20 protein-coding genes and 3 pseudogenes are annotated in these 23,037 nt (G+C 50.8%); 17 read left to right on the forward strand and 6 right to left on the reverse strand.

Annotation, left to right across the window (positions count from 1 at the left end; all coding sequences use genetic code 11):
* The first annotated feature begins 56 nt into the window (after positions 1 to 56).
* The 5 genes and pseudogenes from silB (at position 57) to AB182_RS01375 (ending at position 7,845) form a co-directional block, all read left to right on the forward strand.
* Positions 57 to 1,349, forward strand: coding sequence for a Cu(+)/Ag(+) efflux RND transporter periplasmic adaptor subunit SilB (silB, locus tag AB182_RS01355; RefSeq protein WP_047368846.1), 1,293 nt, complete (start codon positions 57 to 59; stop codon positions 1,347 to 1,349).
* A gap of 10 nt (positions 1,350 to 1,359) precedes the next feature.
* Positions 1,360 to 4,506 (forward strand): Cu(+)/Ag(+) efflux RND transporter permease subunit SilA, encoded by a 3,147-nt coding sequence (silA, locus tag AB182_RS01360; RefSeq protein ID WP_047368847.1) that lies wholly within the window; start codon positions 1,360 to 1,362, stop codon positions 4,504 to 4,506.
* An 86-nt stretch (positions 4,507 to 4,592) separates the two neighbouring features.
* The gene (locus AB182_RS01365; protein ID WP_002436620.1) at positions 4,593 to 5,033 is read left to right on the forward strand and encodes a DUF411 domain-containing protein; all 441 of its coding nucleotides are present in this window, start codon (positions 4,593 to 4,595) and stop codon (positions 5,031 to 5,033) included.
* Between the two features lie 97 nt (positions 5,034 to 5,130).
* Positions 5,131 to 7,602 carry an Ag(+)-translocating P-type ATPase SilP gene (gene silP, locus AB182_RS01370; RefSeq protein WP_139153684.1) on the forward strand — a complete coding sequence of 824 codons (2,472 nt, stop codon included), beginning with the start codon at positions 5,131 to 5,133 and terminating at the stop codon, positions 7,600 to 7,602.
* A 40-nt stretch (positions 7,603 to 7,642) separates the two neighbouring features.
* Positions 7,643 to 7,845 (forward strand): annotated as a pseudogene (locus AB182_RS01375) (DUF2933 domain-containing protein).
* Between the two features lie 33 nt (positions 7,846 to 7,878).
* Here the strand turns inward: AB182_RS01375 and AB182_RS01380 are convergent.
* Positions 7,879 to 8,616, reverse strand: a complete 738-nt coding sequence (locus AB182_RS01380) for a peptidoglycan DD-metalloendopeptidase family protein (RefSeq protein WP_000287502.1) — start codon at positions 8,614 to 8,616, stop codon at positions 7,879 to 7,881.
* A gap of 288 nt (positions 8,617 to 8,904) precedes the next feature.
* Positions 8,905 to 9,201: pseudogene (locus tag AB182_RS01385) on the reverse strand (copper resistance protein); the annotation flags it as partial.
* A 72-nt stretch (positions 9,202 to 9,273) separates the two neighbouring features.
* Here AB182_RS01385 and tnpA point away from each other — a divergent pair.
* From tnpA to tnpC, 3 genes are read left to right on the forward strand one after another with little or no spacing between them, the layout of a single operon-like run.
* A complete protein-coding gene (gene tnpA, locus AB182_RS01390) occupies positions 9,274 to 9,678 on the forward strand; it encodes an IS66-like element accessory protein TnpA (protein WP_000839182.1) in 405 nt (134 codons plus the stop codon).
* The gene (gene tnpB / locus AB182_RS01395; RefSeq protein ID WP_000612626.1) at positions 9,675 to 10,022 is read left to right on the forward strand and encodes an IS66 family insertion sequence element accessory protein TnpB; all 348 of its coding nucleotides are present in this window, start codon (positions 9,675 to 9,677) and stop codon (positions 10,020 to 10,022) included. Before tnpA ends, tnpB begins: the two co-directional genes overlap by 4 nt.
* 48 nt (positions 10,023 to 10,070) lie before the next feature.
* Positions 10,071 to 11,609 carry an IS66 family transposase gene (tnpC, locus tag AB182_RS01400; protein WP_008786790.1) on the forward strand — a complete coding sequence of 513 codons (1,539 nt, stop codon included), beginning with the start codon at positions 10,071 to 10,073 and terminating at the stop codon, positions 11,607 to 11,609.
* A gap of 39 nt (positions 11,610 to 11,648) precedes the next feature.
* Here the strand turns inward: tnpC and AB182_RS31690 are convergent.
* A pseudogene (locus AB182_RS31690) lies at positions 11,649 to 11,816 on the reverse strand (PcoE); the annotation flags it as partial.
* Positions 11,817 to 12,050: 234 nt separating this feature from the next.
* Between AB182_RS31690 and pcoA the strand changes: the two are divergent.
* From pcoA to AB182_RS01435, 7 genes are all read left to right on the forward strand, one after another.
* Positions 12,051 to 13,868, forward strand: coding sequence for a multicopper oxidase PcoA (gene pcoA, locus AB182_RS01405; protein ID WP_000925242.1), 1,818 nt, complete (start codon positions 12,051 to 12,053; stop codon positions 13,866 to 13,868).
* A gap of 5 nt (positions 13,869 to 13,873) precedes the next feature.
* Positions 13,874 to 14,764 carry a copper resistance outer membrane transporter PcoB gene (gene pcoB / locus AB182_RS01410; RefSeq protein WP_171861965.1) on the forward strand — a complete coding sequence of 297 codons (891 nt, stop codon included), beginning with the start codon at positions 13,874 to 13,876 and terminating at the stop codon, positions 14,762 to 14,764.
* Positions 14,765 to 14,803: 39 nt separating this feature from the next.
* The gene (pcoC, locus tag AB182_RS01415) at positions 14,804 to 15,184 is read left to right on the forward strand and encodes a copper resistance system metallochaperone PcoC (protein WP_000025662.1); all 381 of its coding nucleotides are present in this window, start codon (positions 14,804 to 14,806) and stop codon (positions 15,182 to 15,184) included.
* A gap of 55 nt (positions 15,185 to 15,239) precedes the next feature.
* Positions 15,240 to 16,118, forward strand: a complete 879-nt coding sequence (pcoD, locus tag AB182_RS01420) for a copper resistance inner membrane protein PcoD (RefSeq protein ID WP_229692861.1) — start codon at positions 15,240 to 15,242, stop codon at positions 16,116 to 16,118.
* Positions 16,119 to 16,172: 54 nt separating this feature from the next.
* Positions 16,173 to 16,853 (forward strand): copper response regulator transcription factor PcoR, encoded by a 681-nt coding sequence (pcoR, locus tag AB182_RS01425; protein ID WP_001188930.1) that lies wholly within the window; start codon positions 16,173 to 16,175, stop codon positions 16,851 to 16,853.
* Positions 16,850 to 18,250, forward strand: coding sequence for a copper resistance membrane spanning protein PcoS (gene pcoS / locus AB182_RS01430; protein ID WP_007374420.1), 1,401 nt, complete (start codon positions 16,850 to 16,852; stop codon positions 18,248 to 18,250). Before pcoR ends, pcoS begins: the two co-directional genes overlap by 4 nt.
* 217 nt (positions 18,251 to 18,467) lie before the next feature.
* Positions 18,468 to 18,902, forward strand: coding sequence for a hypothetical protein (locus AB182_RS01435; RefSeq protein WP_007374421.1), 435 nt, complete (start codon positions 18,468 to 18,470; stop codon positions 18,900 to 18,902).
* 229 nt (positions 18,903 to 19,131) lie between these two features.
* On the opposite strand, the gene AB182_RS01440 is transcribed toward AB182_RS01435, so the two are convergent.
* Both AB182_RS01440 and AB182_RS01445 read right to left on the reverse strand, forming a co-directional pair.
* Positions 19,132 to 19,428 (reverse strand): type II toxin-antitoxin system RelE/ParE family toxin, encoded by a 297-nt coding sequence (locus AB182_RS01440; protein WP_047368850.1) that lies wholly within the window; start codon positions 19,426 to 19,428, stop codon positions 19,132 to 19,134.
* Positions 19,415 to 19,675, reverse strand: a complete 261-nt coding sequence (locus tag AB182_RS01445; protein ID WP_007374405.1) for a type II toxin-antitoxin system ParD family antitoxin — start codon at positions 19,673 to 19,675, stop codon at positions 19,415 to 19,417. The genes AB182_RS01440 and AB182_RS01445 overlap by 14 nt, the downstream gene beginning before the upstream one ends.
* 344 nt (positions 19,676 to 20,019) lie before the next feature.
* On the opposite strand from AB182_RS01445, the gene vapB reads away from it, so the two are divergent.
* On the forward strand, positions 20,020 to 20,250 hold the full coding sequence (vapB, locus tag AB182_RS01450; protein ID WP_047368851.1) for a type II toxin-antitoxin system VapB family antitoxin: 231 nt from the start codon (positions 20,020 to 20,022) through the stop codon (positions 20,248 to 20,250).
* Entirely contained in the window at positions 20,247 to 20,663 is a 417-nt protein-coding gene (locus tag AB182_RS01455) for a type II toxin-antitoxin system VapC family toxin (RefSeq protein ID WP_047368852.1), read from the forward strand. The genes vapB and AB182_RS01455 overlap by 4 nt, the downstream gene beginning before the upstream one ends.
* Positions 20,664 to 20,849: 186 nt before the next feature.
* On the opposite strand, the gene AB182_RS01460 is transcribed toward AB182_RS01455, so the two are convergent.
* Positions 20,850 to 22,079: an EAL and HDOD domain-containing protein gene (locus AB182_RS01460; protein WP_047368853.1), complete on the reverse strand. Its 1,230-nt coding sequence runs from the start codon at positions 22,077 to 22,079 to the stop codon at positions 20,850 to 20,852.
* Positions 22,080 to 23,037 lie beyond the last annotated feature (958 nt).

The raw sequence follows: 23,037 nt of genomic DNA on the forward strand, positions 1-23,037 counted from the left end.
TGAATGAATGATCGGGCGCATATGCCAGGTGTTTTGATTTTTCAGCGAGAAATTGTATGGCTTCTTTAAAGATAAAATATGCTGCAATAATTATCAGCAGCCTCATAGCAGGAGGCCTGATATCGGTTACTGCCTGGCAGTATATCAACTCATCACAAAAAACAGTACAAACAGAACAAAAGGCACCGGAGCGAAAGGTTCTTTTCTGGTATGACCCGATGAAACCGGATACCAAATTTGATAAACCCGGAAAATCGCCTTTTATGGATATGGACCTGTTGCCAAAATATGCTGATGAAAGCGCCGAGAAAAGCAGTGGCGGGATCCGTATTGATCCAACGCAGGTTCAGAACCTGGGATTAAAAACACAAAAAGTCACGCGCGGGATGCTGAATTATACTCAGACCATTCCGGCTAATGTCAGTTACAACGAGTATCAGTTTGTCATTGTACAGGCGCGCTCTGACGGATTCGTCGAAAAAGTGTATCCCCTGACGATTGGCGATCATGTGAAGAAAGGCACTCCGCTTATCGATATCACCATTCCTGAATGGGTTGAGGCACAAAGTGAGTTCCTGCTGCTATCCGGTACAGGCGGTACGCCAACCCAGATAAAAGGGGTGCTGGAGCGACTTCGTCTGGCTGGCATGCCGGAAGAGGATGTTCAGAGGCTGCGTGCAACCCGCACAATCCAGACCCGTTTTTCCATTAAAGCACCTATTGATGGTGTCATTACTGCGTTTGACCTGCGCACCGGAATGAATATTTCGAAAGATAAAGTAGTGGCTCAGATTCAGGGGATGGATCCGGTCTGGATCAGCGCTGCAGTGCCAGAATCTATCGCCTATCTGCTTAAAGATACGTCGCAGTTTGAAATTTCGGTACCGGCTTATCCGGATAAAACATTCCATGTCGAAAAATGGAACATTCTTCCCAGCGTGGACCAGACAACCCGTACGCTTCAGGTCCGTCTCCAGGTTTCCAATAAGGATGAGTTTCTTAAACCGGGCATGAATGCCTACCTGAAACTGAATACCCGGAGCCAGGATATGCTGCTGATACCAAGCCAGGCCGTTATCGATACCGGTAAAGAACAGCGCGTGATTACTGTCGATAATGAAGGCAAGTTTGTGCCGAAACAGATCCAGGTGCTGCATGAATCACAGCAACAGTCCGGCATTGGCTCCGGCCTGAATGAAGGCGATACCGTGGTGGTCAGTGGCCTGTTCCTCATTGACTCCGAAGCCAATATTACGGGCGCGCTGGAACGTATGCGCCACCCTGAAAAAACAGAAAACAGTATGCCAGCAATGTCTGACCAGCCTGTAAATATGCATTCAGGGCACTGAGGAGACGACGATGATTGAATGGATTATCCGGCGCTCTGTCGCCAACCGTTTCCTGGTCATGATGGGTGCCCTGTTTCTCAGCATCTGGGGCACATGGACGATTATTAACACGCCGGTCGATGCCCTGCCTGACCTGTCAGATGTGCAGGTCATTATTAAAACCAGCTATCCCGGACAGGCCCCACAGATTGTAGAAAACCAGGTCACCTATCCGCTTACCACTACCATGTTGTCCGTACCTGGCGCAAAAACCGTGCGTGGTTTTTCACAGTTCGGTGATTCGTATGTGTATGTCATTTTTGAAGACGGCACCGATCTGTACTGGGCCCGTTCACGCGTGCTGGAATACCTGAATCAGGTTCAGGGCAAACTGCCTGCGGGTGTGAGCTCTGAAATCGGCCCGGACGCCACGGGGGTGGGCTGGATATTTGAATATGCCCTGGTCGATCGCAGCGGAAAACACGACCTTTCAGAACTGCGTTCTTTGCAGGACTGGTTCCTGAAATTTGAGCTGAAGACCATCCCGAACGTGGCTGAGGTAGCCTCGGTTGGGGGCGTGGTGAAACAGTACCAGATTCAGGTCAATCCGGTAAAACTGTCCCAGTATGGGATCAGCCTGCCCGAAGTGAAACAGGCCCTTGAATCGTCTAACCAGGAGGCCGGTGGTTCATCCGTTGAAATAGCCGAAGCGGAGTATATGGTCCGCGCCAGCGGTTATCTTCAGAGCATTGATGATTTTAATAACATCGTCCTGAAAACGGGCGAGAACGGCGTGCCGGTTTATTTGCGGGATGTTGCCCGCGTGCAGACCGGGCCTGAAATGCGGCGTGGTCTTGCCGAACTAAACGGCCAGGGGGAAGTCGCTGGTGGCGTGGTGATCCTGCGGTCGGGTAAAAACGCGCGCGACGTAATCACGGCAGTGAGGGATAAACTGGAGACACTGAAGGCTAGCCTGCCGGAAGGCGTTGAAATCGTGACCACCTACGATCGCAGCCAGTTAATCGACCGGGCGATTGATAACCTCAGCCATAAACTTCTGGAAGAGTTTATCGTTGTGGCCATCGTCTGTGCCCTGTTCCTGTGGCACGTACGTTCTGCCCTGGTGGCGATTATCTCTCTCCCGCTTGGCCTGTGTATCGCCTTTATCGTCATGCACTTCCAGGGACTGAACGCCAATATTATGTCGCTGGGAGGGATAGCGATTGCCGTCGGCGCGATGGTGGATGCCGCCATTGTGATGATTGAAAATGCGCACAAACGGCTTGAGGAATGGGATCATCAGCATCCGGGTGAGCAGATTGACAACGCCACCCGCTGGAAGGTGATTACCGACGCCTCCGTGGAAGTGGGACCCGCACTGTTTATCAGCCTGCTGATCATCACCCTGTCCTTTATACCTATCTTTACCCTGGAAGGTCAGGAAGGACGTCTGTTTGGCCCGCTGGCATTCACGAAAACGTACTCCATGGCGGGGGCGGCCGTGCTGGCCATCATTGTCATTCCGATCCTGATGGGATTCTGGATACGGGGGAAAATTCCTGCCGAGACCAGTAACCCCCTGAACCGGGTGCTGATCAAAGCGTATCATCCATTGCTGCTGCGGGTTCTCCACTGGCCAAAAACAACCCTGCTGGTTGCGGCCTTGTCTATTTTCACCGTTATCTGGCCACTGAGTCAGGTGGGTGGCGAGTTTCTGCCGAAGATTAACGAGGGCGACCTGTTGTATATGCCGTCGACCCTGCCGGGCGTCTCTCCGGCAGAAGCTGCAGCACTCTTGCAGACGACGGACAAGTTAATCAAAAGCGTTCCTGAAGTGGCCTCTGTATTTGGCAAGACCGGTAAAGCAGCGACCGCAACGGATTCCGCACCGCTTGAAATGGTGGAAACCACGATCCAGCTCAAACCAGAGGATCAGTGGCGTCCCGGCATGACAATTGACAAGATTATTGATGAACTCGACAGGACAGTCCGTTTACCGGGTCTGGCAAACCTCTGGGTGCCGCCTATCCGTAACCGTATTGATATGCTCTCAACCGGGATCAAAAGCCCGATAGGTATCAAAGTGTCCGGGACTGTTCTGTCCGATATCGACGCGACGGCGCAGAGTATCGAGGCGGTAGCCAAAGCCGTGCCTGGCGTGGTGTCTGTCCTGGCTGAGCGACTTGAGGGCGGGCGCTACATCGATATCGATATCAACCGGGAGAAAGCCTCCCGCTACGGGATGACGGTAGGTGATGTCCAGCTGTTCGTCTCTTCAGCAATCGGAGGTGCTATGGTGGGTGAGACGGTTGAAGGGGTGGCCCGGTACCCTATTAACATTCGCTACCCGCAGGATTACCGGAACAGTCCGCAGGCGCTGAAACAGATGCCGATCCTGACCCCGATGAAGCAACAGATCACGCTGGGCGATGTCGCGGATATTAACGTCGTTTCTGGACCAACCATGCTGAAAACCGAAAATGCCCGGCCAGCCAGCTGGATTTATGTTGATGCCCGCGGCAGGGACATGGTGTCGGTGGTTAACGACATTAAGACGGCCATCAGCGAGAAAGTGAAACTGAGACCGGGAACCAGTGTGGCATTCTCCGGACAGTTTGAACTGCTTGAGCATGCCAACAAGAAACTGAAGCTGATGGTGCCGATGACGGTGATGATCATTTTCATCCTGTTGTATCTGGCATTCCGCCGGGTTGACGAAGCCCTGCTGATCCTGATGAGCCTGCCGTTCGCCCTGGTTGGCGGAATATGGTTCCTGTACTGGCAGGGCTTCCATATGTCAGTGGCGACCGGAACCGGGTTTATCGCCCTGGCCGGGGTGGCAGCAGAGTTTGGCGTGGTCATGCTGATGTATCTGCGTCATGCCATTGAAGCGCACCCGGAATTGTCCCGTAAAGAGACGTTCACACCGGAAGGTCTTGATGAAGCCCTCTATCATGGTGCCGTACTGCGTGTCCGGCCGAAAGCCATGACCGTGGCGGTGATCATTGCGGGTCTGCTGCCAATACTCTGGGGAACCGGCGCAGGTTCAGAAGTCATGAGCCGTATTGCTGCGCCAATGATTGGTGGGATGATCACGGCTCCGCTGCTGTCCCTGTTCATTATTCCTGCCGCCTACAAATTAATCTGGCTGCGCAGACATAAAAAAAGCGTGTCATAACCCTGAAAGGGCGCCCCCAGTGGGCGTCCTTCTGCACTGATTCACCCTGGCGTCAGGGTTTATATCGATAATATACAGAGGTGAGTATGAAAAAAGTGGTTCTAATGGCCCTGGCTCTCGGCCTGTCACTGCCTGCAATGGCGAGTGAAAAAGTCATTGATATGTACAAATCTGAAAACTGTGGCTGTTGTTCCCTGTGGGGCAAGGCGATGGAAAAAGACGGGTTCGAAGTGCGAACTCACGTCATGAATGATCAGGCGCTGTCAGCCCTGAAAGAAAAGCATGCTGTTCCTGCTGGACTACGAAGTTGTCATACCGCGGTTGTAGGTAATTTGATCATTGAAGGCCATGTGCCTGCGGCAACGATACATAAGGCCATGCAGTCTGGTTCGGGTATATACGGTCTCGCCACCCCCGGTATGCCAGCAGGAAGTCCGGGAATGGAGATGGGGGCCCGAAAAGAGGCTTACGATGTTATCGCATTCTCACCGGAGGGCAGTAAAAAAGTCTTCCAGCGAATCGAATAGTCAGCGGAACGGCTGATAACGGGACGCCGGCAGCAGGCACTCTTATGCCGGCGGCATTCGTGGTAATCGCATCCATGACATATCCTGAAGACAGAAAATGCTTCAGATATGCATAAGGAGAGTTACTGTGAAAAATGACAATGCAGTGGAACATAACAACCAGACTGCTTCTGAGCAGACATCATCCCCGGACGAGAGTCACGCATTGCATAAGGTGAGAGATCCCGTGTGCGGGATGGTCATCCTGCCTGACAAGGCGCACAGCAGCATTCGATACCAGGACCATCAGCTTTATTTCTGCTCCGCCAGCTGTGAGAGCAAATTTAAAGCCCATCCCGATCATTATTTTACCGAAGATGCCAGTGAACATCACCATCACCACGACCACCATGAAGTCAGCCCTGATAAGATAAAACAGTCTCACCGCCAGGCGGAGAAAGAGATTTCTGAAGGTGTGTGGACATGTCCGATGCATCCGGAGATACGCCGTAGTGGTCCCGGAAGCTGTCCTGTCTGTGGAATGGCACTGGAGCCGCTCGTAGCTACGGCATCCACGGGGACGAGTGATGAACTTCGCGACATGACAAGACGCTTCTGGCTGGGGTTGTTGCTGGCGTTTCCGGTTCTGATACTCGAAATGGGTTCTCATCTGTTTCCCGCTTTGAGGAATACAGTACCGCCACAGTACAACACATGGCTGCAGTTACTTCTGGCCTCTCCTGTCGTTTTGTGGTGTGGCTGGCCATTCTTCGCCCGGGCCGGAATGTCGTTACGTAACCGCTCCCTGAATATGTTTACCCTTGTTGCAATGGGGACCGGCGTAGCCTGGGTTTACAGCGTCATTGCAACCGTCTTCCCCTCCTGGTTTCCTGCATCGTTCAGAAACATGGATGGCCTGGTGGCCATTTATTTTGAAGCCGCAGCTGTTATTACGGTGCTTGTTCTGCTGGGACAGGTCCTTGAATTGCGGGCAAGGGAACAAACCTCAGGTGCCATTACTGCGCTTCTTAACCTTGCCCCCAAAACCGCCAGGCGGCTGGATCAAGACGGTCATGAAACGGATATTAATGCGGAAGATGTCCTGCCTGGCGATAAGCTCCGCATCAGACCTGGAGAGAGTATTCCGGTCGACGGTATCGTGGTCGAAGGCAAAACAACCGTTGATGAATCGATGGTGACCGGGGAATCTATGCCTGTTACCAAAACGGAGGGTGACCCTGTCATCGGGGGGACCATTAATCAGACAGGTAGTCTTATCATCCGTGCAGAGAAAGTCGGTGATGAAACGATGCTCTCACGAATTGTTCAGATGGTCGCTGATGCACAGCGTTCGCGGGCCCCCATCCAGAGAATGGCTGACAGCGTTTCAGGCTGGTTTGTTCCTCTGGTGATACTTATCGCGGTTGTTGCTTTCATGATCTGGTCTGTCTGGGGGCCCGAGCCCAGGATGGCGCACGGTCTCATTGCGGCTGTGTCGGTCCTGATTATTGCCTGTCCCTGCGCGCTGGGGCTGGCCACGCCGATGTCGATAATGGTGGGGGTGGGCAAAGGAGCCCAGGCCGGGGTGTTAATCAGGAATGCCGAAGCCCTTGAGCGTCTTGAAAAAGTGGACACGCTGGTTGTCGACAAAACAGGCACGCTCACGGAAGGTTCGCCGACGGTGACAGGGATTATCAGTCTCAATCCGGGTGGGGAAGCATCTCTTTTACGTGTAGCGGCCGCAGTGGAAAAAGGCTCGCAGCATCCGCTGGGTATGGCTGTAGTCCGGGCAGCCCAGCACAGGGGGATCATGATACCCGCAGTCAGTGATTTCAATGCTCCGTCGGGGAAAGGTGTTTCAGGCGATGTTGAAGGTCAACGGGTTGTTATTGGTAATGAACTGGCTATGCAGGAAAACAGTATCGTTATTGATAATCAAAAGGCCGTTGCGGATACGTTGCGGATGGAAGGCGCTACCGTTATCTATGTGGCCACAGATGGGTACCTTGCAGGCCTGATAGCTATCTCGGATCCCGTGAAAGCAACCACGCCGGATGCGCTTAAAGCTTTGCGTCAGGCGGGGATCCGCATTGTTATGCTCACCGGGGATAACCAGCTTACTGCTGAAGCAGTCGCACGGAAACTGGGAATAGATGAGGTTGAAGCCGGGGTTCTGCCTGACGGCAAAAAAGCAGTGATAACCCGACTGAAAGCGTCTGGTCATGTGGTTGCGATGGCGGGGGACGGTGTAAATGATGCCCCGGCGCTGGCAGCGGCTGACGTGGGCATAGCCATGGGAACGGGTACAGATGTGGCAATTGAAAGTGCCGGAGTCACCCTTCTCAAAGGCGACCTGATGATACTGAACAGGGCCCGTCATCTGTCAGAGATCACCATGAAAAATATCCGACAGAATCTGTTTTTTGCATTTATCTACAACGCACTTGGCGTGCCTGTGGCTGCAGGTCTGCTTTATCCTGTGTATGGAATACTGCTGTCGCCAGTTATTGCGGCGGCGGCCATGGCTCTTTCCTCCGTCAGCGTCATTGTGAATGCGTTGCGTCTGAAAAGTGTCAGGCTCGGGAAATAACACTGAGTGAAGGGTCAGTTACGAACAGAAGGAGTCCAGTATGAAAAGTACCACCTATGCGCTTATTGCTGTCGCCGCGATCGCGGCATTTGCCCTCCTGCGCGAACACTGGTCACATGTGGCAGGTTACTGGCCATATCTGTTATTGCTGGTCTGCCCGCTAATGCATCTTTTCCACGGCCACGGAGGGCATGGAGATCAGATCATCAACATCACGGAAGTGAAAACGATAAAAAAAATTAATCCGGCAGACGGGGCCGCGTCGCGGTCCCGTTATCAGTCCAGGTATCGTTCGTAGTCTCTGACATGCGCAAAGGCATGCTGTTCGAGTTTGTTATCAGCGGGTGCCGCTGCCCGGAACGCCAGAGAGTTAACAGGGTTGTTATTGATGACCAGCTCGTAATGCAGATGAGGACCGGATGAACGTCCGCTGTTACCGGATAACGCAATAGCACCTCCCCGTGTAACCCTGGCCCCTTTAGTAACGAGTATTTTATTGAGGTGGAGATAGCGAGTTTTAACACCGGCTTTTCCCGTTACTTCAACAAAATATCCCATGGTACTGTTGTATTCGGCCCGGGTGATTTTTCCGTCGATGACGCTGACTATTTTCGTGTTCATGGGCATGGAATAATCAATGCCATTATGGGGACTCACTTTTCCCGATACCGGGTTAAGTCTTGCAGGATTGAAAGGCGAACTGAGTCTTGCTGTGGCCGGTAACGGATAATCGAGACTGCCTTTCCCGGAAGTATCGGAAAGGTTATAGAACTTTTTATCTGATATACGATACGCCGTGTAATTAAATGAACCGGACGTAAATTTATAGGCCACGACACGTGATTTTCCCGCTTTCTTTTGCAGTACGAGTTTTAATGATTCATTTTTTTTCAAATGCCGCAGATTAAACCGGGAAGGCAAGGAGCGCTGAAGAGTAGCGATCTCGTTCGATTCCAGCCCCGAGCGGGTGGCTGAAAGGTAGGCATTTTCTTTTACGACATCGGTAGAATACATTTACTGGAATTCGCCGTTAGCATGAACACTGCGGCGTATGCTAGGGGTTTTCAGGAGGCGTGTCATCTGTCAGTTAATCGGGAGCACCGTTGATGGTCGTCATTTTTGTAACATATCTTGTTTCCCGTTTGCTCCTGAAGCTCTGGGAACTGTATGACCAGCCCGACGGTGATGATTAACGGGACTGAAACAGGTTACGGCAGAGCAATATGGGGCTCATGTCCTGCTACGTAACCCGTCAGTAAAGCCCTGCTGCGCACCTGACGCTAAGCACTAACCCGCCTGCAGTTACCTGGTCGAATACAGCCCGCGAAGCTTTCTTGCCTGCGTCTGATGTGCTTCCGCACCGGCATTATTGACCTGCTCATGCACGAGAGCGGCTTTTTCTCCGGCATTCAGTTCGTTAAAAGAAGAAGACGAGGTCTTTGAATTTGCATCACTGCCGGACAGCATTTTTTTATGTTCCTCAATCATTTTCTGATGCGCATAGGACGCGCTGTTGTTCATAAATGAATGAGCAACAATGGCCCTTTCATGTTCATTCATTTCAGAGAATGAGGGCGTGTTGTTTTTATTGTAAGCGTCGTCTCAGCACCGTCTGGCAGATCCTGATATTCCTGAGAGGATAGTGGACACCAAATATGGTGGACGCTATCCATGAAATCATTAACCGCAGTGCGTAAAAAAAGCCCTAATTATCCCGTTGAGTTCAAAATCAAAATGGTTGAACTCTCGCATCGACCAGAGATCTCCGTAGCGCAACTCGCTCGTGAGCATGGGATCAACGATAATTTGCTGTTCAAGTGGCGCCAGTACTGGCGCGAAGGAAAACTACGTCCTCCTTCAACAACAGAAAACAACGTGCCTGAGCTGCTCCCGATAACACTTGATACCGAAGATGTTGTCCCTGCAACCTCCCCCCGGTCACAACCTGTAGCTGCTGCGGCACCTGAATCACTCAATATCAGCTGTGAAGTGACGTTCCGGCACGGATCACTCCGTCTGAATGGTGCCATCAGCGAAAATATCCTGAACCTGCTGATACGGGAGCTCAAACGTTGATCCCATTACCATCAGGGACAAAGATCTGGCTGGTCGCTGGCATCACCGATATGAGAAACGGCTTCAACGGCCTGGCGGCAAAGGTGCAGACGACGCTGAAAGACGATCCGATGTCAGGTCACGTTTTTATCTTCCGTGGGCGTAATGGCAGTCAGGTAAAGCTCCTCTGGTCTACCGGCGATGGACTGTGTCTGCTGACCAAACGGCTGGAGCGCGGCCGCTTCGCCTGGCCGTCAGCCCGGGATGGCAAAGTGTTCCTCACACCGGCACAGCTGGCGATGCTCCTTGAAGGTATCGACTGGCGGCAGCCTAAAAGACTGCTTACGTCACTGACTATGTTGTAGGCCTCTTTATCCTGGTCGACGCTGAATGAGCCTGGTAATATACCCGGTATGAACAGCTTACTTCCTGACGATATCGATGAACTGAAACGTCTCCTTGCCGAACAGGAGGCGCTGAACCGTGCCCTTCTGGAAAAGCTGAACGAGCGTGAACGCGAAATAGATCACCTGCAGGCGCAACTGGATAAGCTGCGCCGGATGAACTTCGGCAGCCGCTCCGAAAAAGTCTCCCGCCGTATCGCGCAGATGGAAGCCGACCTTAAGCAGTTGCAGAAAGAAAGCGATACCCTTACCGGCCGGGTGGATGACCCGGCCGTGCAGCGCCCGCTGCGGCAGACCCGTACCCGCAAACCGTTCCCTGAATCACTTCCCCGTGACGAAAAACGGCTGCTGCCGGCAGCGTCATGCTGCCCGGAATGTGGTGGCGCGCTGAGTTACCTGGGTGAAGATGCCGCCGAACAGCTGGAGCTGATGCGCAGCGCCTTCCGGGTTATCCGGACAGTACGTGAAAAGCATGCCTGTACTCAGTGCGATGCCATCGTGCAGGCCCCCGCGCCTTCACGTCCCATCGAGCGGGGTATCGCCGGACCGGGGCTGCTGGCCCGCGTGCTGAGTTCAAAGTATGCAGAACATACCCCGCTGTACCGGCAGTCAGAAATATACAGCCGCCAGGGTGTGGAGCTGAGCCGCTCACTGCTGTCGGGCTGGGTGGATGCATGCTGCCGGCTGCTGTCACCGCTGGAAGAGGCGCTTCAGGGCTATGTCCTGACCGACGGTAAACTCCATGCCGATGACACCCCGGTCCAGGTGCTGCTGCCGGGCAATAAGAAGACGAAGACCGGGCGGTTGTGGACGTATGTTCGTGATGACCGCAACGCTGGATCAGCAGTCGCGCCGGCGGTGTGGTTCGCTTACAGCCCGGACAGAAAAGGCATCCACCCTCAGACCCATCTTGCAGGGTTCAGTGGTGTGCTGCAGGCCGATGCGTACGCCGGGTTCAACGAGCTGTACCGCGATGGCCAGATAACGGAAGCCGCCTGCTGGGCTCACGCCCGCCGTAAAATCCACGATGTGCACGTCCGCACACCGTCGGCGCTGACGGATGAAGCCCTGAAGCGTATCGGCGAGCTGTATGCCGTTGAAGCGGAGATAAGGGGAATGCCGGCGAAGCGACGCCTTGCAGAACGTCAGCAAAAAGCTAAACCGCGGCTGAAATCCCTGGAAAGCTGGCTGCGTGAAAAGGTGAAAACGCTGTCGCGACACTCAGAACTGGCGAAAGCGTTCACGTACGTACTGAACCAGTGGCCGGCGCTGGCTTACTATACTGACGACGGCTGGGCCGAGGCAGATAACAACATAGCTGAGAATGCGCTACGGATGGTCAGCCTGGGCCGCAAAAACTACCTGTTCTTCGGTTCGGATCATGGAGGAGAGCGGGGAGCGCTGCTGTACAGCCTGATCGGGACATGCAAACTGAACGGAGTGGAGCCAGAAAGCTACCTCCGTCACGTCCTTAACGTCATAGCGGACTGGCCGATAAACCGGGTCAGCGAACTACTCCCCTGGCGCGTAGCACTGCCAACTGAATAACACATCCCCGTCAATACGGTTCTCGCTGCACGCTTACTTTTTATTAACCCTGTCCGGTAAGTTTTCATGCGTCGAGGAATTCACATGACTGACGGCTGAGGCATTATTAACAAATCGATGTGCTTCATGGGCAATATCACTGGACTGAGCAAAAGCTGCCCCACAAAATAAAGCTGTAAACGCAGTGGTCGTGATTAATATATTCATGTGTAATTACCTTCTGAGGTACATAAAAGATGTCCTTATGATCATATATAAAAATAATCAACCTGTGGGGAAGATGACGTAAATGTAATACAGCTATGTACATTACACGATTGTAATGAATTTGTTTCTTAAGGTGTGCTAGATTCATTTCATTGTAAGTGGATGAACCAGTAATTTAATTTAAATCGGTTCTCGAATTCTGTCAGTAACCATACTTTAAATAAGGGAATGCGCATGCTGTTGAAAACGTCTCGACGAACTTTCCTGAAGGGGTTAACCCTCTCTGGCGTAGCCGGAAGTCTTGGCGTATGGAGTTTCAATGCGCGTTCCAGTCTGAGCCTGCCAGTTGCCGCATCCCTGCAGGGTACTCAGTTTGACCTGACCATTGGTGAAACGGCCGTCAATATCACGGGCAGTGAGCGTCAGGCCAAAACAATCAATGGAGGCCTGCCGGGGCCCGTTCTTCGCTGGAAAGAAGGTGACACCATTACCCTGAAGGTCAAAAACCGTCTTAATGAACAGACGTCCATTCACTGGCACGGCATTATTCTTCCGGCCAATATGGATGGTGTTCCGGGGCTGAGTTTTATGGGCATAGAGCCTGATGATACCTACGTTTACACCTTTAAGGTTAAGCAGAACGGGACTTACTGGTACCACAGCCATTCCGGTCTGCAGGAACAGGAGGGGGTATACGGTGCCATTATCATCGATGCCAGGGAGCCAGAACCGTTTGCTTACGATCGTGAGCATGTGGTCATGTTGTCTGACTGGACCGATGAAAATCCTCACAGCCTGCTGAAAAAATTAAAAAAACAGTCGGATTACTACAATTTCAATAAACCAACCGTTGGCTCTTTTTTCCGCGACGTGAATACCAGGGGGCTGTCAGCCACCATTGCCGATCGGAAAATGTGGGCTGAAATGAAAATGAATCCGACTGACCTCGCGGATGTCAGTGGCTACACCTACACCTATCTCATGAACGGGCAGGCCCCGCTGAAAAACTGGACCGGACTGTTCCGTCCCGGTGAAAAGATACGCTTACGGTTTATCAACGGCTCGGCAATGACCTATTTCGATATCCGTATCCCCGGGCTGAAAATGACGGTCGTGGCTGCAGATGGCCAGTATGTAAACCCGGTTACCGTTGACGAATTCAGGATTGCCGTTGCCGAAACCTATGATGTCATTGTGGAGCCTCAGGGTGAGGCCTATACCATCTTCGCACAATCCATGGACAGGACCGGTTACGCTCGAGGGACACTGGCCACGAGAGAGGGGTTAAGTGCTGCCGTTCCCCCCCTCGATCCCCGTCCTCTGTTGACCATGGAAGATATGGGTATGGGGGGAATGGGACATGATATGGCAGGAATGGACCACAGCCAGATGGGAGGCATGGATAACAGCGGAGAGATGATGTCTATGGACGGTGCTGACCTTCCGGATAGCGGGACATCCTCCGCGCCCATGGATCACAGCAGCATGGCCGGTATGGATCATTCCCGGATGGCCGGAATGCCGGGTATGCAAAGTCATCCTGCGTCAGAAACGGATAACCCACTGGTTGATATGCAGGCGATGAGCGTCTCTCCGAAATTAAATGATCCGGGTATTGGTCTTCGAAATAACGGAAGAAAGGTTCTCACGTACGCGGATTTGAAAAGCCGCTTTGAGGATCCTGACGGACGTGAACCTGGCCGTACCATAGAACTGCATTTAACCGGCCACATGGAAAAGTTTGCCTGGTCATTTAACGGAATCAAGTTTTCAGATGCCGCACCGGTGCTGCTGAAATACGGTGAGCGGCTCAGGATCACGCTGATCAACGATACCATGATGACTCACCCCATTCACCTGCATGGTATGTGGAGCGATCTGGAAGATGAAAACGGTAATTTCATGGTTCGTAAACACACAATAGATGTTCCCCCTGGTACAAAACGCAGTTACAGAGTGACAGCAGATGCGCTTGGCCGCTGGGCGTATCACTGCCATTTGCTCTATCACATGGAAATGGGAATGTTTCGTGAAGTCCGGGTGGAGGAATGATGCGAATGAAGAGAAATTTGAAGGCCATACCTGTTCTGGTCGCCGGTTTCTTTACCTCACAGCTTTCTATTGCGGCGGGCTCCGTCTCTGCAGATCCCCACGCCGGGCACGACATGTCTGCCATGCAGATGCCAGCAGATGAGAATTTCACTGAGATGACGTCAATGGAGCCCATTGTAACTGAGAGCAGAACGCCAATTCCGCCTGTTACCGATGCCGACCGGAAGGCTGCATTCGGCAATTTACAGGGGCATGCGATTCACGACAGTGCGATTAATTATCTGGTTCTGCTGGATCAACTGGAATGGCAACGGTCGGATAACACCAACAATTTCAGCTGGAGTGTTAACAGCTGGATTGGAGGCGACACAGATCGGATTTGGCTAAAGAGTGAAGGTGAACGAAGCAATGGGGAAACGGAGGCGGCTGAAGCGCAGTTACTCTGGGGACATGCGGTTGGCCCATGGTGGGATTTGGTTGCGGGTGTCAGGCAGGATTTCAGACCTGCTTCTGCCCGGACCTGGGCTGCTGTCGGTTTTCAGGGGCTGGCACTCTATAATTTTGAGTCTGAAATTACGGGTTTTGTCAGTAATGGCGGAAAAGCAGCCCTTCGTCTGGGAGGAGAATACGACGTTTTACTGACTAACCGGCTCATACTCCAGCCATCCTATGAGGTGAATTTCTACAGTCAGGATGATGAATCGCGGGGTCGCGGCAGGGGACTGACTGACACAGAGCTGGGGCTCCGGCTGCGCTATGAAATACGCCGTGAGTTTGCACCCTATATAGGCGTTTCCTGGAATCAACTTTACGGGAAAACATCCGATATGGCGAAAAGAGAAGGTGAGAAAGACCATCAGGTAGTATTCCTGGCGGGAGCCAGAATCTGGTTTTAACGCACTGATATAAAACACTCAACTAAACAGGTAAATAAAATGTCGATTTTAAATAAAGCCATTCTTACAGGTGGCCTCGTTATGGGCGTTGCTTTCTCTGCTATGGCCCATCCGGAATTAAAAAGCTCTGTGCCACAGGCTGATTCAGCCGTAGCGGCCCCGGAAAAGATTCAGCTTAATTTCTCGGAAAATCTGACCGTGAAATTCTCAGGTGCAAAATTAACGATGACGGGTATGAAAGGCATGTCATCACATTCTCCGATGCCGGTCGCGGCAAAAGTGGCGCCAGGCGCTGACCCTAAATCGATGGTCATTATTCCGCGAGAGCCTTTACCCGCTGGCACTTATCGTGTTGACTGGCGCGCGGTTTCTTCAGATACGCACCCTATTACCGGTAATTACACCTTTACAGTGAAGTAATATTATGAACGACCTGATTATGATTGTTATTCGTTTTCTTCTTTATCTGGATTTGATGGTAATATTTGGATTGCCATTTTTTCAGATATATGGAATAAGCGGTGTCAGACATGAAACCTATAACCTGACTAATTTCAGGTCGTTTATAACCTTTGCTGTTGTTACAGGCATCATTCTTACTGGCATTAATATGCTCCTGGTATCTAATGCCATGAGTGGAGTAACTGACCTCAGAGAATTATCCATCCATGTTATCGAGATGGTGATAGAAGAAACTGATGTGGGTATTAGCTGGATTGTCAGGCTCTGTGCCCTGTTTACCACACTCGGTGCTTTGTTCCTTTACACTAATAAGAGAGTATTGTCCTGCCTGCTGATGACGATGAGTGGGGGCGTGGCGCTGGCTACACTTGCCTGGGGAGGACACGCCGTTATGCATGACGGTCTGCATTACTATCTCCATTTACTGAGCGATCTGACCCATCTCGGCGCTGCAGGTGCCTGGACAGGTGCTCTGGTTGCATTTGCTATCCTGCTGATGCGCAGAAACGAGCATAATGCACAGAGCGTCATTGTGATATCTGACTCCCTGGCAAAATTTGCCACGGCAGGAACGGTGATTGTTGTAGCCCTGATCCTGAGTGCGCTGGTCAACTATCTGTATATTGCTGAGGGTAACTTAACTCCCTTATTCAACAGTTCCTGGGGGAGGATATTGCTTGCCAAGACGGCTCTGTTTGTTCTGATGCTTCTTCTGGCTGCAGCAAACCGGTTTCACCTGGGTCCCCGGCTTGAAGTTATGGTCAGGGAAGGGAATTATGATCGCAGCGTTGCCCTGATGCGAAACAGCATCCTGACAGAATTCGTTGTTGCGATTATCATTTTGGGCGCCGTAGCGTGGCTCGGAATGCTTGCTCCGTCTCAGGTCAGCTAGGGGACAGCCAAAGCTCATGCGTGAGATTTTTACTTTCATATCAGCGAGTTGACCATGCAGCGTATTTTAATCGTTGAAGACGAACAAAAAACAGGTCGTTACCTGCAGCAGGGACTGGTTGAGGAAGGCTATCAGGCCGATCTCTTTAATAATGGCCGCGATGGTCTCGGGGCCGCGTCGAAGGGACAGTATGATTTGATAATACTGGACGTGATGCTTCCTTTCCTCGACGGGTGGCAAATCATCAGCGCACTGAGGGAGTCCGGGCACGAAGAACCGGTCCTGTTTTTAACCGCAAAGGACAACGTGCGGGACAAAGTGAAAGGACTGGAGCTTGGCGCAGATGACTACCTGATTAAGCCCTTTGATTTTACGGAGCTGGTTGCACGTGTAAGAACCCTACTGCGCCGGGCACGCTCGCAGGCCGCAACAGTCTGCACCATCGCCGATATGACCGTTGATATGGTGCGCCGGACCGTGATCCGTTCGGGGAAGAAGATCCATCTCACCGGTAAAGAATACGTTCTGCTTGAGTTGCTGCTGCAACGCACCGGAGAAGTGTTACCCAGGAGTCTTATCTCGTCCCTGGTCTGGAACATGAATTTTGACAGTGATACGAATGTGATTGATGTCGCCGTGAGACGTCTGAGAAGTAAAATTGATGATGACTTTGAGCCAAAACTGATCCATACCGTTCGCGGTGCCGGATATGTCCTGGAGATCAGAGAAGAGTGAGGTTCAAAATTTCCCTGACCACACGCCTGAGCCTGATTTTTTCTGCGGTGATGCTTACGGTATGGTGGTTATCAAGTTTTATCCTGATTAGCACCCTGAATGGCTATTTCGATAATCAGGACCGCGATTTTCTGACAGGTAAACTTCAGCTCACCGAAGAGTTTCTTAAAACAGAGACGTTCAGGAACAAAACGGATATTAAGTCATTATCAGAAAAAATAAACGATGCGATGGTGGGGCACAATGGCTTATTCATTTCTATAAAAAACATGGAAAATGAAAAAATTGTTGAACTCTATGCCAACAATTCTGTTGTTCCAGCGGTCCTGCTTAACAAGTCGGGTGATATTCTCGACTATATGATCCAGACGGAAGAAAATAACACCGTGTACCGCAGTATCTCGCGGCGGGTTGCCGTGACGCCGGAACAGGGTAAAAGCAAACATTTCATCATTACGGTTGCCACGGATACTGGGTATCACACCCTGTTTATGGACAAACTCAGTACCTGGCTGTTCTGGTTCAATATCGGTCTGGTCTTTATTTCTGTTTTTCTGGGCTGGCTGACCACACGTATTGGTCTGAAACCGTTACGGGAAATGACCAGTCTGGCTTCCTCCATGACCGTACACAGCCTGGATCAGCGTCTTAATCCCGATCTGGCTCCGCCGGAAATCTCTGAGACCATGCAGGAGTTCAATAATATGTTCGATCGCCTGGAGGGGTCATTCCGGAAACTGTCAGATTTCTCGTCTGACATCGCGCATGAGCTGCGCACGCCAGTCAGTAATCTGATGATGCAGACGCAGTTTGCACTGGCTAAGGAAAGGGATGTTTCGCATTACCGCGAAATTTTATTCGCTAACCTGGAAGAACTGAAAAGGTTGTCACGAATGACCAGTGACATGCTTTTTCTGGCACGTTCAGAGCATGGTCTGCTGCAGCTGGATAAACATGATGTGGATCTGGCAGCCGAACTGAATGAATTACGTGAGTTATTCGAGCCCCTGGCAGACGAAACAGGAAAGACAATCACGGTTGAAGGAGAGGGCGTTGTTGCCGGAGACAGCGATATGCTGCGACGTGCTTTCAGTAACCTGCTTTCCAATGCAATCAAGTATTCTCCCGATAACACCTGTACAGCGATACACCTTGAGCGTGACAGTGACTGTGTGAACGTGATGATTACGAATACGATGTCCGGCCAGGTTCCCGCTAATCTGGAACGTTTGTTTGACCGGTTCTATCGCGCAGACTCATCAAGGTTCTACAACACGGAAGGCGCGGGGCTGGGATTATCAATTACAAGGTCGATCATTCATGCTCACGGCGGCGAGCTGTCAGCAGAACAGCAGGGGCGGGAAATTGTGTTCAAAGTGCGCCTGTTAATGGATTAATCCCGTTGTTCAGGAGAAACCCGGAAGGTGACAAAATTGTCATCATTCAGTCACGCGATAAACAGAGGCGGTTTTTTATAATTATTCATAAATCAGGAGCAGCGTGATAACACAATCACCTGGTTCCTGGAGTGATGATTAACCCGCCCTGAGATCAACTGCTTTCTCTGTTATAAGCCATTGATTGTTTGGGTATGTAAACACCGGAGACCCAACCATGAAAAAGATTCTCGTATCATTTGTTGCCATTATGGCTGTCGCTTCATCCGCCATGGCTGCAGAGACAATGAACATGCATGACCAGGTAAATAATGCCCAGGCACCTGCCCATCAGATGCAGTCATCCGCTGAAAAAAGTGCAGTTCAGGGGGAGAGCATGAAAATGATGGATATGAGCGGTCACGATCAGGCCGCTATGTCCCATGAAATGATGCAAAACGGCAATTCTGCCGCCCATCAGGACATGGCTGAAATGCATAAAAAAATGATGAAAGCCAAACCTGAGAACACCCAAGAAACTGCTAAGCCATTTTCCGAAATGAGCGAGCATGAGAAAGCCGCTGTTGTGCATGAGAAGGCGAATAATGGCCAGTCTTCCGTTATTCATCAGCAAGAGGCGGAAAAGCATCGCAGCCAGATCACCCAGAATTAACCCGCAGCTCCACTTGTCAGACCCTCATTTGACGCCGAAGTCACTGGCTTACGCTCCCGTCCGGGAGCGTTTTTTTAAACCAAATGAAAGATTATGTCTGTGTATGATTAATCGTAGTCTGCGGCCTGTTATGAACTAAATGAACGACGGACTAAATTTAACATAAGATAGATTGTACGAACTAAGTATTTGATATTAAAGAATTAATAACAATCTCTCTTAGCTTTCGTTATCTCCAGGGCTCGTGTCGTGATGTATCCTGAGACTGGCTGAGAATACGGATGATTGTGACCACTGCATACGATGACACGAAGTAGATCATGTGCTTCTCCACTGGCTGCGAGTAGATATCCTCTCCCAGTTCCGGGCGCTGAGTTCCAATGTTATGCGTGGCCAGCACGTCAAACACCGCCGCTATCCTACCAATATATTCATCCGCCTGAGTCCCCCCGAACTGTCTGAAGCTGTAGTCCCAGATAGAATCCAGATCTTCTTCTGCTTTTGGTGTCAGCTCAATCCCTTTCATTTGCCGCCCTGGCTTTAACCTTCATCAGGAAAGCATCCTTGTTCCATGGCTTCGCGTCGCCGCTGCTGATCCCCTCAGCCAGCAGATCACGCAACGCCTGCAGACGGGATTCAGCCTGTTTCTCACGCAGTAGTCGCAGTGCGTCACGCATTACCTCGCTCTGGGTGCGATAATCACCGGCTTTGACCAGTGAATCGATAAATTCACGCAGTTCATCGCCAACATCAACTGTCATCGTCCGGGCCATTAGACCTCCTGTAATTGATGTAAGATTTTTTCTTACATGCAGTATATCAGTTTAGCTCCCTTCTTTCATTCCTTGTTCTGGCATCAGCCCATAATGATTGACACAGGATCCGACTTTGCCTTTTTTCGGATCTGGTGTGAAAAAGTGAGAAGTAAAGATATGTTAAGCATATCCATATGCCCTGCATCTGCATAGGTAAGGCATACGCACATACCTGCCATCTGCATATGTTAACCATATACATATGTACAGCATCTGCCTATACTGAACATATGCACACACCCGGTGCAATGAACACCATTCCGGATATGCGCCACATATCCACACTTACCCGGGAGAGAATCATGAGAACCGTATCTATTTTCAAAAACGGCAACAACCGCGCCATCCGTCTGCCCCGTGACATGGATTTTGAGGGGGTGAGCGAGCTGGAGATCGTCCGGGAAGGAGACCGCATCATTCTGCGTCCCGTCCGGCCGACCTGGGGCTCGTTCGCGAAGATGGAAAAAGCAGACCCGGACTTTATGGCGGAGCGTGAGGACGTTGTCAGTGACGAAGGACGGGTTGACCTGTGAACAAAACGTATATGCTGGACACTAACATCTGCTCATTAATCATGCGCGAGCAACCGGAAGCGGTCCTGAAGCGCCTGGAGCAGGCGGTGCTGCGCAACCACCGCACTGTGATCTCGGCCATCACCTACCAGGAGATGCGCTCCGGCGCCACGGGCCCGAAGGCTTCGCCGCGCCATATTGCGCTGGTTGATGCGTTCTGCGCCCGCCTCGATGCCATCCTGCCCTGGGATCGCGCGGCGGTCGACGCTACCACGGACATCCGGGTGGCGCTGCGCCTCGCAGGCACGCCGATCGGCCCGAATGACACGGCCATTGCCGGGCATGCGGTTGCCGCCGGCGCCATCCTGGTGACCAACAATACAAGAGAGTTTGAACGGGTTCCGGGTCTGGTGCTGGAAGACTGGGTAAATTAAAAAAGCATTTTCTGAGGTTGCGAAAGTCCGCTTCGTGCCCGGGGAGGGCATTATGCATACCAGGGAAGCAAAACCGGAATGCTTCCCCGTGTGGTGCGCTGCATCATGAAAACCTCCTGCCTTTTAACCGGAATGGCTGGTTAAGTGCTTAAGTGGGAACAACCTCTGCCTTCGCAAAGAGGGGCCTTAACCGAAAGAAATCTCGTCCGCCCATTTTGTCGCTGCCTGCATGGCCTCGATGACGGAGAACTCACTGATATTCAGCGTATGGCAGATTTCTGAAGCGCCTTCCCAGTTATACTGTTCATAACACAGAGAAAGAGCCAGTATGTTATAAAGATCTCCTTGATGTTCACAAAGCGCAGCTGAGACAGCATGCGGAACTGATATCTGTTTAATTAAATCTTCCATCGGTACTTCAAGAATAATATCTAACAAGGAGAACAGGCCACACACAAATGCATTACAGGGTAATAAAGCGCGTTCTGTCTGGCGGGCAATCAGTTCACAAAATTTCCCGCGGACCATACTTAAATGATAGCACTCAGAAACGCCAGCCACGCCCATATTTGCCAGTGCAGCTACCGTAACAAAACGCCTTATCGCATCACACCCCAGATATATCAGCATTTCTTTCAGGGTAAAATTATCTGTTTTCATAATGCCATGCGATTTAAACAGTAAGTTTCTTACATAACGCATTATTTTATAAGACAACGTCAGATCCGTTTTTAGCAGGCTTTCAATAGCTGAAAAATCAGGGGCCTCCCTGTTTACCTCCATCATCAGCCTGCACAAAGAGAGCGTATTCTGAGGAAGACATTTATTCTTCATAATCTCGGGCCGGCTAAAGAAATACCCCTGAAAAAAAGAGAAACCCGCGCTCCTGTACAGATCAAATTCTTCCTTCGTCTCCACTTTTTCTGCGAGAAATTCTGTGGCTTTTAACCAATCTTGTTTTACGTTTATATAATGAAGGATATCCTGATAGCTATTTCCTCTTATATCAAATTTAATGACACTGATATACCTGAGGAAGCGATCCCACGAGTCTTTCATCGTGAAATCATCGAGGGCAAGCTGATAGCCTTTGTTATGCAGGTCCTTCACCGCATCGAAGAGCCTTTCATCAGGTATGGCGTTTTCAAGAATTTCGATAACCACATTCTCGTGCGGCAAAGCGTCTCCCAGGCCACTGATGAGCATCTGGTGCGGAACATTGATATAAGCACTATGACTGCAGGCAATGCGGGGAACAGGAATGCAAAGAAACTGATCTGATATCACCCGTGAAGTGGCATATTCTGGCGAAACATCAGGAAAAGCATTATTCATACCATCCCTGAAAAGAAGCTCATAAGCGATAGTGCGCATTTCCCGGTCAAAAATGGGCTGGCGTGCAATGTAGGAATACATGTTTATTGTCCACAGATCAGAATTAAGGTTTTAATCAGTTCAAGCTTAACACAGACTATTTCAGCAATAAATGTGATCCGGTGCAAAAATCATGCATAAAAGAACCGGGAATATACGACATCCATATTCCCGGAAAAAAGAATTGATCACTGAGTTGTTACATAACTACATCATGATTGTGTTCGCAAGGATGGCTGCTGTCCAGAGGGAGTAAATCTTTATCCTAAATATTTGACACATTTCAAAGAACCAGAAGTAATGAATACACCTTCACCCTCCGCTATCAGTTGACGCAACTGATTCGAATTATCGTAAATATATTTTAATAAGCTAACAAACCATGATCGGGCTACGTATTAATTATTCCCGATACATCATGAATAAGAATGCAACATTTTTCTGTGAATATTCACGCGTAAAGAGTACTCGTAAACTGCGAAAGTTCTGTATAGTGTGAATACACCTGTCTATTAATGAAATTTATTCGTGCTGTGACCGGAATCATTCAGATCCCGGAGAGGTAAAAACCTGTCCATCCCCGCCATGCTTCCGGCGATCGGATGGCCTGGCTGAACCCGGCCCTGCTGAACGGTTCAGGTTTAAGGTTCCTTTGCGTACTGCAGTGATAACGCCCAGGGCAATACCTGTGAAAGCCTGCCGACATAACAGCAAAAACAGAATTTCAGATGGCAGTTACAGAGTTTCACTGTCGTGTAATCAGGGCCTTTCCCTCCATCCGGAATGGCGTACGGCAGCAGGCACAGTGCATCCTCTGACCGCCTGTTGCATAACAGATATTTCACCCCTTTTTCTGACGTGGCCGGATGAATACCTTCCCATTATGTCAGAATACCCATGGTAATGCGTCTGATGAACAGCAAAGAAAGGCCATATAATCTTAATGAACTTGTCGGGGAAGCTGCCTTCGATGTTCTTTTAACGGCTCAGCCTGTCACGA

Source organism: Phytobacter ursingii (genome assembly GCF_001022135.1).
GTDB classification, from domain to species: domain Bacteria; phylum Pseudomonadota; class Gammaproteobacteria; order Enterobacterales; family Enterobacteriaceae; genus Phytobacter; species Phytobacter ursingii.